This window comes from Streptomyces sp. NPDC005181 (assembly GCF_040608395.1).
Lineage (GTDB): Bacteria > Actinomycetota > Actinomycetes > Streptomycetales > Streptomycetaceae > Streptomyces.
Window position 1 is genome coordinate 33,835 of sequence record NZ_JBEXID010000005.1, and the last position, 11,870, is coordinate 45,704.

The following is an 11,870-nucleotide window of genomic DNA, read 5'->3' on the forward strand; positions in this document are numbered from 1 at the left end:
GGCCATCCGGCGGACTGGCGTGTCCGCCATCCGGGTGTTGACTGACTGTCACTGCCACACGCCGTACGGTCCGTCAGACACCGCGTCGGCTACCGCTGTTCTTCGCACGGAGGAAGAGCTCGAGCCCGGCCAGGTCGTCCGTGTTCAGATGGTCGACCCCGGCGCTCAGCAGTTCGGTCCAGACGGCGTCGCGCTCGGCTCCCGCGACGTCGGGCGTCGCCCAGAAGCGCACGCGCTGTCCGCCGCGGTGGGCGGCGCCGACGAGGGCGCGGAGCCTGTCCCGTTCGGTGGCGGGAAACGGGCCCGTGCCCAGCCAGCCGAAGCTCGCGGTCCAGTTGCTGCTGATGAGCGGGATGAATGAGGCGGTTGCCGCGGTGCCGAGGTCGTCGAGCCTGCCGTCGTAGAATGCGAGGCGCGAGCGCTGCGCCTCCATGGGGACGCGGGCGGCCCGGTCGCCGGAGATGACGGGGGTGACTGCGCCTGCGCGTACCCGGCCGTCGTGATACGAGGTCAGCATCCGACGGTACCGCTGCAGTTGCCGGTCGAGTTCCAGGTAGGCGGCGGCGCCGTCGGTCTTGATGTCGATGAGCAGCTGCACGGGTTCGCGACAGCCGGCGTACACCGTGCCGTGATTGGCCCTGACCCTGGCCAGCAAGGGGTCAAGGTAGAGCGACGCGAGGGTGCGAGTGGGGTCGAGGTCGGTGGTTTCGTGGGCGACGAGCAGTTCCCCGTCCACGAGGAAGATGTCCGCCTCGACGCTGGTGAACCCGTGCGAGAGCGCGTCATGGAGCGGGTGCGTATGGAGGTAGTCGTTGTGGGCGTGGGCCTGTCGCAGCGGGCGGCGGGGCGGGCGGTGCCGCGCGGCGACGGGCTCGGCGGCCGCGGCCGGCTGAAGGGGGACGACTGCGCCTGCGGCCAGGGTGGCAAGGGCGGTGGTGACGACGCGTCGGCGGGTCGGGAACGCCATGGATTCTCCCGGGAACGAGGTGCGGACGGACGGACGGACGCGACCGAGTATGGGTCCGGAGCAGCCCTGACGGGCAGGTACCTGCCAAGAGTTGACGCGGTCGTCGACCGTCCGTCGACTCCCGTTCCCCCGGGCGGACGGGGTCGTGGGTCGAGTGGGGGCGCGGCTGGACTGCATGGCCTTGTCCGGTCGGGCTCCTGCTCTGCACCGTCCGGCCGTCCGCCCGGAACGGCGAACGGGGCGGGGATACACAACCCGTATCCCCGCCCCGCATCCGCCGACGCGGGCGCAGTTCCGCTACGGCGCGGGCAGTTCCCTCAGTTCGGCGATCGCCTCGCGGTGGCGCCCGGCCGTGCCGTACGCGATCGCATCGGCCTTGGCCCGCTTCAGATACAGGTGTGCGGGGTGCTCCCAGGTCATGCCGATACCGCCGTGCAGCTGGATGCACTCCTCCGCGGCATGGACCGCGACCTTGGAGCAGTACGCCTGTGCCACGGCCACCGCGAGCGGCGTGTCGGGGCTGCCGGTCGCGAGGGCGTCCGCGGCGTTTCGCGCGGCGGCGCGGGCCGAGACGACCTCCAGCCAGAGCTGCGCCATCCGGTGCTTGAGCGCCTGGAACGAGCCGATGGGCCGGTTGAACTGGTGCCGTTCGCGGGTGTACCTGACCGTCTCGGTCAGGCACCACTCGGCGAGGCCGAGCTGCTCGGAAGCTAGCAGTCCGGCACCGGCGAGCAGCCCGCGGCCTACGGCGGAGCGTGCCCCTTCCGCGTCCGCGAGGCGGGTTCCGGTGGCGGCGGCGAGGGTGACGGTGGCGAGCGGGCGGGTCAGGTCGAGCGGGACGAGCGGCTCGACGGTGACGCCGGGCGCATCCGCCTCGACCGCGTAGAGGCCGTCGGTGGTCGGCACGAGCAGCACATCGGCCGCGGCCGCGTCGGCGACCGCGGTGACGGTGCCGTCCAGGGTTCCTGTCACGGTCTCGGCCGCCGTGCCGTCCTTCGGTGCGGCGGGGAACGGCACGGCGAGGACCGCGACCTTACGGGCCGCGGCCAGCTCGCCGAGGAGTTCGGCGACCGGTCCGTCCTCGCTCCCCAGCGCAAGGAGGGTCTCGGTCGCGACGACCGCGCTGCTCAGATACGGCGCAGGGGTCACGCTGCGGCCGAGCTCCTCCAGGACCACCGCGGCTTCGCGATGGCTCGCGCCCTGGCCGCCGAGCTTCTCCGGCACGAGCAGCCCGGCGGCGCCGATGCCGGCGCCGAGGGCCTTCCACAGCTTCGGGTCGTACGGCGTGTCGGACTCGACTCGGGCGAGCACCGCCGGCGCGTCGGACCGGTCGGCGAGCAGCGACCGTACGGCGGCCCGCAGGTCCTCCTCGGCCTCCGAGTACAGCAGATCGGGCGCCACGGTCTCTTCGGTCTGCGCTGTCATCGGGACAGATCCTTCCAGGGGACGTCCGTGTCGTTGCGCGGCTCGGCGGGCAGCCCGAGGACGCGTTCGGCGACGATGTTCAGCAGAACCTCGCTCGTGCCGCCCTCGATCGAGTTGCCCTTGGACCGCAGATAGCGGTAGCCCGCGTCGCGTCCGGTGAAGTCGACCAGCTCCGGCCGGCGCATCGTCCAGTCGCTGTACAACAGCCCCTCTTCGCCGAGGAGTTCGACCTCCAGTCCGCTGATCTCCTGGTTGAGACGGGCGAAGGCGAGTTTCATGCCGGAGCCCTCGGGGCCCGGCTGTCCGGCGACGAGCTGCTGACGCAGCCGTTCACCGGCGAGCCTGGCGACCTCGGCCTCTACCCAGAGGGTGAGGAGCCGCTGGTGGAGATCGTGGGTGCGCAGTTCGGGACGTTCGCGCCAGGTCCTGGCCACCGGGCCGATCATGCCGCCCTCGCGCGGGATCCGGGATCCGCCGATCGAGACACGCTCGTTCATCAGGGTCGTCCGGGCGACCTTCCAGCCGTCGCCGACCGGGCCGAGCCGCCTGCTGTCGGGGATGCGTACGCCGGTGAGGAAGACCTCGTTGAACTCGGCCTCGCCGGTGATCTGACGCAGCGGCCGTACCTCGACGCCCGGGTCGGTCATGTCGCAGATGAAGTAGCTGATGCCGCGGTGCTTGGGCAGGTCCGGGTCGGTGCGGGCGATGAGGATCGCCCAGCGGGCCGCATGGGCGCTGGACGTCCAGACCTTCTGGCCGTCCACGATCCAGTCCCCGTCGGCCTCTTCGCGTACGGCGCGGGTGCCCAGCGCGGCCAGGTCGGACCCGGCGCCCGGCTCGCTGAAGAGCTGGCACCACACCTCCTCGCCGACCCACAGGGGGCGCAGGAAGCGCTGCTTCTGCTCGTCGGTGCCGAAGCCGAGGATGGTGGGAGCGGCCATGCCGAGGCCGATGCCGATGCGGCGGGGGTCGTTGTCGGGGGCGCCCGCTGCGGCGAGTTCGGCGTCGACGACCGGCTGCAGGGAGCGCGGTGCGTCGAGTCCGCCGAGCCCGGCCGGGTAGTGCACCCAGGCGAGTCCGGCGTCGAAGCGGGCCCTCAGGAAGTCCGTGCGCTCCGTGATGGCCGGGGGGTGTGCGGCGAGCAGCTCCCGGGTGCGGCGGCGGAGTTCGGCCGCGTCGACGGTCGTCATCGGGCGGCTCCTGCCGGGAGGACGACGATACGGCCGGTGCTCGTGCCGTCGGCGACACGCTGAACGGCGTCCGCCGCCCCGTCCATCGCGACACGCTCACTGATCAGCGGCTTGATGACACCCCGCGCCGCGAGCGCGGTGAGCTCCTCGTGGCAGGCGCGGACCGCAGCCGGGTCCTTGGTGTTGTACAGACCCCAGTGGAGCCCGACGATCGAGTAGTTCTTCACGAGTGCGTGGTTGAGCGCCGGGGTCGGGATGACGCCGCTCGCGAAGCCGACGACGATCACCCGGCCCTCGAAGGCGATGCACTTGACGGACTTGGCGTACGCGTCGCCGCCGACCGGGTCGTAGACGACATCGGCCCCGTGTCCGCCGGTGAACTCCTTGACCGCCGCGACAATGTCCTCGGTGCGGCGGTCGATGACCAGGTCGCAGCCGAGCTCATGCGCGATCTTGGCCTTCTCGGGGCCTCCGACGACACCGATGACCTTGGCCCCGGCGGCCTTGGCGAGCTGGACCGCCGCACTGCCGACACCGCCCGCCGCGGCGTGCACGAGGAGGGTCTCGCCCGACTGGAGGTGCGCCCTGCGGTGCAGTCCGAACCAGCCCGTCTGGTAGCCGATGTGCAGAGCGGCCGCTTCGGTGTCGTCCAGGGCGTCCGGGGCCGGCAGAAGAGCCGCCTCGTCCGCGACGACGTACTCGGCGAAGCCGCCGTTCGGCAGGGCGGGGGTGGCAAGTACCCGGCGCCCGTCCTGCGTCTCGCCGCAGATCTCCACTCCTGGGGTGAACGGCAGCGGCGGCCGCACCTGGTACTGGCCGCGGCAGAGCAGCGCGTCCGGGAAGTTGATGTTCGCCGCGAGTACCTTGAGGAGCACCTGCCCGTCGCCGGGCGTGGGCCGGTCCGTGTCTTCGAGCCTCATCACCTCGCTCGGCTCGCCGTTCCGGTGCACTCGCCATGCCTGCATGAGGGGCCTCCACAACACTGTCGGCATTACCACTGCTCCGGCGCATACTAAGCGGTCGCTTGCCCGTCTGGGAACAACTTGCCCCGGACCGATTCGGCCGGGCCTGGACATGGCTGCGCGCCCGGCACGCCCTGAGAGGTCCGGGGATGCCGGGCGCGCTGCCGGTCGGAACAGGCCGGCCGGTGTCATGGGCCGTCCTGATGCCCCCTACCGGTTCAGCCGACCACCAGCTCGGCGGTCTGCGGCGCCGCGGACCCCGCGCGCCGGGCGAGACGTACCGCATCAGCTGTGCGGCCGTTCCTCTTCACCCTGGTGTACGGACCGTCGAGCTCACCGAAAAAAGACATCGCGGCGCCCACATGTCAATGGTCTGGACAACATCAACGCCTGGACCTGGTGTTTTGTCTTCGCCGGAGGGGTATCGATACGCCGTGACAGGTCATGGGCCGCGGGCTGGAGCGGCTGTAGGAGGCGCGGGAGGTGCCGGCGGCGCTCGGGGCGGGCACAGTGACGACCGTGGTCGGCGACATCCGGGAACCGAGCGGATCGCGGATATTCGACGCGGCAGAGTCGGCGCGGGGCCCACCGGACGTGCTGACCAACAACGCGTCGGCCAACTACCGCTCTCCCGCAGCACAGCTGTCGCCGAACGCCTGGCGGGCGGCGGACGACGTGTGTGGCCGGCTCACGACGCGCGCCAGCCGCTCCACCGCAGGACCGAGACTTCGACCACCGGTCCGTCGGGAGGGCGGTCGGCGTACTGCTGGTATTTCGCCGTGAGCAGGCCGACACAGCGGGCGGCCTCGGGGAAGCGGTCCGGCGACGGGAGCACGCGGGCCTCGCCATCGGCCCGCACCCACCACAGTCGGTTCCAGTCCTCCTCGTAGTGGTCGGTGAGCAGACAGACCGACGGGTTGGCGGCGATGTTGGCCAGGCGTTTCAGCCGCACGGTCCGTTTCGGTTTGTGGTCCACGGCCAGCATCACCGTGTCGCCGTCCAGGGCGAACACCACCGGCACCAGGTGCGGGCGGGAGGCCGTGTCGATCGTCGCCAGGTGGGCGATGCGGGCAGCGGCGAACCGCTCCCTGGCCTCAGCGCTCGTCAGAGCGGGCATCGCACCCCTTACTGCGGTTACGGTGGTCGGGGATCTCCGGTACGGCGGTCGGGGATCTCCTGATCGGTCCCACACGCCGAGGCGCAGTCGTCTCCGGCGTCTCAGCGGTACCGGGCAGCCACTGCGGCCAGCCGGTCGAGGTACTCCAGCGTCTCCCGTTCGGGCATCGTCGGCACGTAGAACAGCAGCCGTTCGACACCCAGACGGCTGTAGCCCTCGATCTGCCCGGGATCGTCGGGAGCCGCGTACACCGTCACCGGAACCTCTCGTTCGGCACGTGCGCGCAGCCGCTCGATCTGTGGACCGAGCTCCTGCGGCGGCACGCCGTTGGCCAGCCACGCATCCCCGAGCTGCGCCACCCGCGGGAACGCGCCCTCGCCGCCGCCGACGTAGATCGGCGGATGGGGGCTCTGTACGGGTTTGGGCCACGCGAAGACCGGATCGAAGTTCACGAACTCGCCGTGGAACTCGGCTCTCTCCGAGGTCCACAGCTCTCGCATGGCGCGCAGCCTCTCGTCGGTGGGCCGGCCACGGGTCGAGGGATCCGTGCCGTGGTTCCTCATCTCCTCACGGTTCCAGCCGATACCGATACCGAAGATCACGCGGCCGCCGGAGATCAGATCGAGCGAAGCGACTTCCTTCGCCGTGATGATCGGGTCTCGCTGCGGGATCAGCGCGATGCCGGTGCCCAGCAGCAGCCGCTCGGTCACCACACCGATCGCGGTCAGGGCCACGAAGGGGTCCAGGGTGCGGTAGGTACATCTCCGGCAGCTCACCACCGGGCGGGTAGGGCGTCTGACGGTCGGCCGGGATGTGGCTGTGCTCGGCGATGAACAACGAGTCGAAGGAACGTTCCTCGAGCGCGGTCCCGAGCGAGGTCGGGCCGATGCCCTGGTCGGTGATGAAGGTCGATACCCCGAATTTCACGGTGGCTCCGTCGAGGATTGGGTACGGGAAGAGAGGGGTGGCACAGATCTGTTGCCTCCCCGCCCCCGGCGGTCCCGCCGCCATGACCACCCGGGAGAACCCATCGCTGAGCACCGTCCCCGGCTCCGCGACCGCAAGAACTCCTCGTGGGCCCGCGGCGCTCGAAGAGCTCGAACACGCGCCGGCTCCACAACGGCCGCCCGTCGTTCCGCACATCACACCGGAGCCATAAATACCCCCCGGGGTATAAGTGCTAATCTCGATGAGAGATACCCCCCGGGGTAACCCGTACGGAAGGAATCACGCCGTGTTCTTCGTCGACACCATGGAGACCGCCGGCCTCGGCAACCGCAGCTATCTGGCGGGCGGGCGGCACTCCGCGCTGGTCGTGGACCCGCCCCGCGACATCGATCGGGTCATCGCCGCAGCGGCACGGCGCGGCGTGCGGATCGCCCTGGTCGTGGAGACGCATCTGCACAACGACTACGTGACCGGCGGCCTGGAGCTGGCGCGTGTCACCGGGGCCGCATACCTGGTGCCCGCCGCCGCGCCGGTCTCGTTCGACCGGGTGCCGGTTGCCGACGGGGACACCGTCCCGGTCGACGAGGGCCTGACGCTGCGCGCGATGGCCACTCCCGGGCACACCCCGCACCACACCTCGTACGTGCTGGAGGAGGACGGCCGCCCGGTGGCCGCCTTCACCGGCGGTTCGCTGCTGATCGGCAGCGTGGGCCGGCCCGACCTGGTGGAGCCTCGGCTCACCGCTGCGCTGGCCCGCGCCCAGCACGCCTCCGCGCACCTCCTCGCCGACGAACTCGACGACGCCGTGCCCGTCCTGCCGACCCACGGCTTCGGCAGCTTCTGTTCCTCCGCGCAGGCCGACGGGGACACCACGACGATCGGTGCCGAGCGAGCCCGCAACGACGCGCTCGTCAAGGATGTGGACACATTCGTCGCCGAGCTGCTCGCCGGGCTGGACGATGTCCCCGCCTACTACGCGCACATGGGCCCGGCCAACGCCGCAGGTCCCGATCCGGTCGATCTGACCCCGCCCTCCCGGGCCGACGCCGAGCAGATCGCGCGGCGGCTGGCCGCAGGTGAGTGGGTGGTGGATCTGCGCAGCAGGGTGGCGTTCGCCGAGGGGCATGTCGCCGGTTCGTTCAACTTCGAGGGCGAGGGCCGGCTCGCCACATATCTGGCCTGGCTGATCCCCTGGGGCAGGCCGGTCACCCTGCTGGCGAACAGCGCCGACGACGTCGCGCACGCCCAGCGCGAGCTGGCCCGGGTGGGCATCGGCCGCCCGGTGGCCGTTGCGACCGGCGACCCGCAGACCTGGGTCCGCACCACGGACGAGCTGCGCTCGTTCCGCAGGTCAGACTTCGCGGGCCTGGCCGCGGCACGCGCGCGCGGCGAGCAGCCGGTGATTCTCGACGTCCGCAGGGACTCCGAACGCCGGGCCGGAGCGATAGCCGGGTCGGTGCACATACCGGTGCACGAGCTGCCCAAGCGGCTGCACGACGTGCCGGGCGGCAGGGTGTGGGTGCACTGCGCGGGCGGGATGCGGGCGGCCATCGCGGCGTCGCTGCTCGACGCCGCCGATCGTGAGGTCGTGGCCGTCGACGACGGGTTCGCCGCGGCGGAGGCCGCCGGCCTGACCATCGCGGCTCCGGCAGCCGGCGCACCCGACAGGACGACCGGCACCTCGCCGGCCGCCGCCTGACCGTCGGACTTCCCCGTCCCGCACTTCTGGAGCACTTCCCCATGCCTTCCGTGATGCCCTTCTTCCGGCGCGGCCCGGGCCGCGTCACCCCGGCCGAGGCCCGCCGGCGGACCGCCGATGGTGCGGCGGTCCTGCTCGACGTACGCGAAACCCCCGAATGGGAAGCCGGACACGCTCCGGACGCCGTCCATCTGCCGCTCTCCCGGCTGGCCGCCGGGCAGGCACTGCCCGCTGCGGCGTCGGGCCGCCCGGTGGTGGTCATCTGCCGTTCCGGCCACCGTTCCCGGCAGGCCGCCCGCATCCTCGCCGGACGCGGCACCGACGCCGTCGACGTCACCGGCGGCATGACCGCCTGGGCGGCCGAGGGGCTGCCCGTGCGGAACCGTCACGGAGCGGCGGGCACCGTCGCATGACCACCCTGATCCTGGCCCTGGTCGCCGGTGCGGCGGTCGGTCTGGCCCTGGGCGGGCTGGGTGGCGGCGGCAGTGTCCTCGCCGTTCCCGCCCTGATCTATCTGCTCGGTTTCACCCCGGCCGCGGCCACCACCGCCGCTCTGCTCATCGTCATCGCGACCTCCCTGACCGGGCTGGTGGCGCATGCCCGGGACGGTCACGTCCGCTGGCGAACCGGAGGACTCTTCGCGATGGCCGGCATCGTGCCGGCAGCGGTGTCGGGGGCACTGTCGGTCCGGATTCCGGCGGGGGTGCTCACGGCGGCGTTCGCGGCGCTCGCGGTCGTGGCGGCGGTGCGGATGATCCGACCGCGGGCGCCTGCGCGGTGCGAGGCGACTTCGGCCGAGCCGTACGCCCTGGACCCCGCCGACCGTACGGACGCCGGGCGGGCCGTCCGTGCCGGGGCCGGCCTCGGCGCCGTGACCGGGTTCCTCGGGGTCGGCGGCGGATTTCTCGCCGTGCCCGCGCTGGTCACCGTCCTCGCCGTTCCCATGACGGCAGCGGTCGGCACCAGTCTGCTCGTCATCACGGTGAACTCCACGGCTGCCCTGGCCACCCGGCTCACCACCCCCACCTCACTGGACTGGGCGGTGATCGCCCCGTTCACGGCGACGGCGGTCCTCGGGGCCTGGGACGGCAAGCGGCTGGCCACCAAGGTGTCCACTGCCGCACTCCAGCGGATCTTCGGCGTATCGCTGCTCGCCGTCGCCCTCGTCATGCTGGTCGATACCGTGGCCTGAGCCACGCCACGCCGTCGACAGCGGATCGGGATCCGGGCTCAGGCGAGCGAGAGGAACAGCTTCTCCAGCCGGGCGCGCATCTGGTTCCGGTCGGCCGGCTCGGCGCTGTCGTCGGCCATGCAGTGCTGAAGGCCCGTCGCGATGATCGCGAAACCCGCTCGGTCGAGCGCGCGCGAAACGGCTGCCATTTGCGTGATGACGTCCTCACAGTCCCGGCCTTCCTCGATCATCCTGATGATCGCGGCAAGCTGGCCCTGAGCGCGGCGAAGGCGATTGAGGACCGATTTCAGTTCGTCGGCCGCCATGTCAAGTTCCACACATCCTCCTTCGAATACCCCAAGGGGTATTCTAGCCTGTCCGGGGTACGCCCCGGCGACGAAAGGAAGCATCCCTCGTGACCAGCCCCGCCTCCCTCTCCCCCACCCAGGCCGCAGCCCGGATCGCGGAGTTCACCGTCATCGACGTGCGCGCCCCGGGCGAGTACGCCTCCGGGCACGTGCCGGGTGCGCTGAACATCCCGCTGGACCGTCTCGACGAGGCGCTGCCCGCCCTGAAGGCGGCGTCGGCCCGCGGCTCCCTGCTCGTGGTGTGCGCCTCCGGTGTCCGTTCCACCCGAGCCTGCGACGTTCTCTCCGCGGCGGACATCGACGCCGTCACACTGTCCGGCGGCACGTCAGCATGGGAGGGCGAGGGCCACGGCTTGGACCGCCCCGCCGGCGCCCGGGCCACCTGGCCGATGGAGCGTCAGGTCCGGCTCGCCGCCGGTTCGCTCGTGGTGGCCGGTCTGCTCGCGGGCCGGCGCTTCCCGGCCGCCCGCTGGCTGTCGGCCGGCATCGGCTCCGGCCTGGTCTTCTCCGCGGTGACCAACACCTGCGGGATGGCCGCCGTCCTGTCGAAGCTGCCGCACAACCGGGCCCCGCGCACGGCGGCGGACTTCGACGCCACGCTGGATGCCCTGCAAAGCTGAAGCGACACGGAAGTGCCCCTGCGGCAGGAGCCGGTCACGCCACCCGCGTGACCGGCTCCTGCCGTGAACAAGACAGGTCAGACATCGTCCCGGACGAGGGCCAGCAGCCGGTCCAGCACCTGCGGTCCCCCGGCGCGCAGACCGTCGTGCTCGAACTCGTTCGTCACCCAGGTGCGCAGTCCGCGGATCGACGCGGCGGTGCGCAGCGCGTGCTCCGTATCGACGTACATGTCGTCGTGGTACACGGCCGCCGCGACCGGCACCTCATTGGCGGCGAGGCGCTCGGTGTCGTACAGCTCGGGCCAGTCCGTACGGGAGGCGAGCAGTTCGGCGGTCTCGCGCAGCGGGCGCAGCGCCGGGTCGACGTCGAAGTGCCAGGGGTGGATGGTCTCGCCGGTGAAGAGCACCGGCCCGTCGCCGGCCAGGGCGGTGGCGGCGTCGAACTGCGGGAATTCGGCACGGACCCGCTCGGCGGCCCAGCCGGTGGGCTGCTCGCCCCGGCCGTAGATCGCCTCGTGCATCAGGGCGTACAGGGGGTGGCCCGCGAACGAGTTGGCGGTGCGCATGGCCTCCTGGAACGTGTCGGAGAGCTCAATGCCCAGCGGCGTGCGGACGAAGGCGTTCTCCAGCAGGTAGTGCAGCTGGTGGCTGCCGTTGCCGCTGCCCAGCATGATGCCCAGGGACTGGAATCCCTCGGGTGTGAGGCGGTGTCCGGCGCTCTCCGGGCGGTGCTCCGCAAGGTACGCGGCGATCTCGCGGGCGCGCTCGACGTCCTGCGGGTAGCGGGCGTAGTGGGCGGCGACCTTGCGCTCGATCCGTGGGTACGCGGCGCGGTACACGTCGTCCGCGTGGCCGTCGAGCGAGGGCAGCCCGCCGGTGATCAGAACCGTCTTGAGCCCCTCGGGGGCGGCCGACAGATAGCGGACCGCGCAGAAGCCGCCGAACGACTGGCCGAGCACGGTCCACGGGTCGCCGCCGGTCAGCTGCGGTCGGATCAGTTCGCAGTCGCGCACGATGTTGTCGGAGCGGAAGTGGGCGAGATGGTCGGCCTGCTCGCGCGGTCCGCCGCGCAGCGGCAGCGTCTGCCGGTTGGCCGGGGTGGAAAGACCGGTGCCGCGCTGGTCGAGGAGCAGTACGCGGAACTCCTCCAGCGCCCGCCCCAGCCAGGCTTCCGTACCGACGAAACGGCGGGCCCCGAAACCGGGTCCGCCCTCCAGATAGACCAGCCACGGCAGCTCTTCGTCGGCCTTGCCGCGGGCGACGGCTACCCGGCCGAAGAGTTCGATCTGCTCACCGCCCGGATCGGTGTGATCGAGAGGAACCGTGAAATAACGGTCGGTGAGAACGACGCCGGGCTGCCGGTAACTGCTCAAGAGGTGCTCCTGGATCAGATGGTTCACGGA

Annotated in this window: 12 protein-coding genes and 1 pseudogene; 4 read left to right on the top strand and 9 right to left on the bottom strand. The window is 71.6% G+C overall.

The window, feature by feature from the left end:
• Nucleotides 1–73 precede the first annotated feature (73 nt).
• From ABZV38_RS05255 to ABZV38_RS05285, 7 genes and pseudogenes are all read right to left on the bottom strand, one after another.
• A complete protein-coding gene (locus ABZV38_RS05255; RefSeq protein ID WP_356324727.1) occupies nucleotides 74–967 on the bottom strand; it encodes a phosphatidylinositol-specific phospholipase C/glycerophosphodiester phosphodiesterase family protein in 894 nt (297 codons plus the stop codon).
• Nucleotides 968–1,264: 297 nt separating this feature from the next.
• Nucleotides 1,265–2,392: an acyl-CoA dehydrogenase family protein gene (locus ABZV38_RS05260; protein ID WP_356324728.1), complete on the bottom strand. Its 1,128-nt coding sequence runs from the start codon at nucleotides 2,390–2,392 to the stop codon at nucleotides 1,265–1,267.
• On the bottom strand, nucleotides 2,389–3,582 hold the full coding sequence (locus ABZV38_RS05265) for an acyl-CoA dehydrogenase family protein (RefSeq protein ID WP_356324730.1): 1,194 nt from the start codon (nucleotides 3,580–3,582) through the stop codon (nucleotides 2,389–2,391). The genes ABZV38_RS05260 and ABZV38_RS05265 overlap by 4 nt, the downstream gene beginning before the upstream one ends.
• Nucleotides 3,579–4,547 (bottom strand): NADPH:quinone oxidoreductase family protein, encoded by a 969-nt coding sequence (locus ABZV38_RS05270; protein ID WP_356324732.1) that lies wholly within the window; start codon nucleotides 4,545–4,547, stop codon nucleotides 3,579–3,581. Before ABZV38_RS05270 ends, ABZV38_RS05265 begins: the two co-directional genes overlap by 4 nt.
• Nucleotides 4,548–4,762: 215 nt before the next feature.
• The gene (locus tag ABZV38_RS05275) at nucleotides 4,763–4,906 is read right to left on the bottom strand and encodes a hypothetical protein (protein WP_356324734.1); all 144 of its coding nucleotides are present in this window, start codon (nucleotides 4,904–4,906) and stop codon (nucleotides 4,763–4,765) included.
• Nucleotides 4,907–5,232: 326 nt separating this feature from the next.
• Complete coding sequence (locus ABZV38_RS05280) at nucleotides 5,233–5,661, bottom strand: TIGR03668 family PPOX class F420-dependent oxidoreductase (protein WP_356324736.1); 429 nt, start codon at nucleotides 5,659–5,661, stop codon at nucleotides 5,233–5,235.
• Between the two features lie 101 nt (nucleotides 5,662–5,762).
• Nucleotides 5,763–6,588 (bottom strand): annotated as a pseudogene (locus ABZV38_RS05285) (LLM class F420-dependent oxidoreductase).
• A gap of 307 nt (nucleotides 6,589–6,895) precedes the next feature.
• On the opposite strand from ABZV38_RS05285, the gene ABZV38_RS05290 reads away from it, so the two are divergent.
• The 3 genes from ABZV38_RS05290 to ABZV38_RS05300 are packed head-to-tail and all read left to right on the top strand — an operon-like array spanning nucleotide 6,896 to nucleotide 9,500.
• On the top strand, nucleotides 6,896–8,308 hold the full coding sequence (locus tag ABZV38_RS05290) for an MBL fold metallo-hydrolase (protein WP_356324738.1): 1,413 nt from the start codon (nucleotides 6,896–6,898) through the stop codon (nucleotides 8,306–8,308).
• Between the two features lie 53 nt (nucleotides 8,309–8,361).
• The gene (locus ABZV38_RS05295; RefSeq protein WP_356324985.1) at nucleotides 8,362–8,721 is read left to right on the top strand and encodes a rhodanese-like domain-containing protein; all 360 of its coding nucleotides are present in this window, start codon (nucleotides 8,362–8,364) and stop codon (nucleotides 8,719–8,721) included.
• Nucleotides 8,718–9,500, top strand: coding sequence for a sulfite exporter TauE/SafE family protein (locus ABZV38_RS05300; protein ID WP_356324740.1), 783 nt, complete (start codon nucleotides 8,718–8,720; stop codon nucleotides 9,498–9,500). The genes ABZV38_RS05295 and ABZV38_RS05300 overlap by 4 nt, the downstream gene beginning before the upstream one ends.
• A gap of 38 nt (nucleotides 9,501–9,538) precedes the next feature.
• Here the strand turns inward: ABZV38_RS05300 and ABZV38_RS05305 are convergent, their stop codons facing one another.
• On the bottom strand, nucleotides 9,539–9,817 hold the full coding sequence (locus ABZV38_RS05305) for a metal-sensitive transcriptional regulator (RefSeq protein WP_355761728.1): 279 nt from the start codon (nucleotides 9,815–9,817) through the stop codon (nucleotides 9,539–9,541).
• A 77-nt stretch (nucleotides 9,818–9,894) separates the two neighbouring features.
• On the opposite strand from ABZV38_RS05305, the gene ABZV38_RS05310 reads away from it, so the two are divergent.
• Complete coding sequence (locus ABZV38_RS05310) at nucleotides 9,895–10,467, top strand: rhodanese-like domain-containing protein (RefSeq protein WP_356324742.1); 573 nt, start codon at nucleotides 9,895–9,897, stop codon at nucleotides 10,465–10,467.
• Between the two features lie 77 nt (nucleotides 10,468–10,544).
• Here ABZV38_RS05310 and ABZV38_RS05315 read toward each other — a convergent pair whose 3' ends face one another.
• Nucleotides 10,545–11,840: an alpha/beta fold hydrolase gene (locus tag ABZV38_RS05315; protein WP_356324744.1), complete on the bottom strand. Its 1,296-nt coding sequence runs from the start codon at nucleotides 11,838–11,840 to the stop codon at nucleotides 10,545–10,547.
• Nucleotides 11,841–11,870: the final 30 nt, after the last annotated feature.

Excerpts from the sequence above, each read along its gene's own strand:
- ABZV38_RS05255 (WP_356324727.1), bottom strand. The coding sequence starts at position 967 with ATGGCGTTCCCGACCCGCCGACGCGTCGTCACCACCGCCCTTGCCACC.
- ABZV38_RS05260 (WP_356324728.1), bottom strand. The coding sequence starts at position 2,392 with ATGACAGCGCAGACCGAAGAGACCGTGGCGCCCGATCTGCTGTACTCG.
- ABZV38_RS05265 (WP_356324730.1), bottom strand. The coding sequence starts at position 3,582 with ATGACGACCGTCGACGCGGCCGAACTCCGCCGCCGCACCCGGGAGCTG.
- ABZV38_RS05270 (WP_356324732.1), bottom strand. The coding sequence starts at position 4,547 with ATGCAGGCATGGCGAGTGCACCGGAACGGCGAGCCGAGCGAGGTGATG.
- ABZV38_RS05280 (WP_356324736.1), bottom strand. The coding sequence starts at position 5,661 with ATGCCCGCTCTGACGAGCGCTGAGGCCAGGGAGCGGTTCGCCGCTGCC.
- ABZV38_RS05295 (WP_356324985.1), top strand. The coding sequence starts at position 8,362 with ATGCCCTTCTTCCGGCGCGGCCCGGGCCGCGTCACCCCGGCCGAGGCC.
- ABZV38_RS05300 (WP_356324740.1), top strand. The coding sequence starts at position 8,718 with ATGACCACCCTGATCCTGGCCCTGGTCGCCGGTGCGGCGGTCGGTCTG.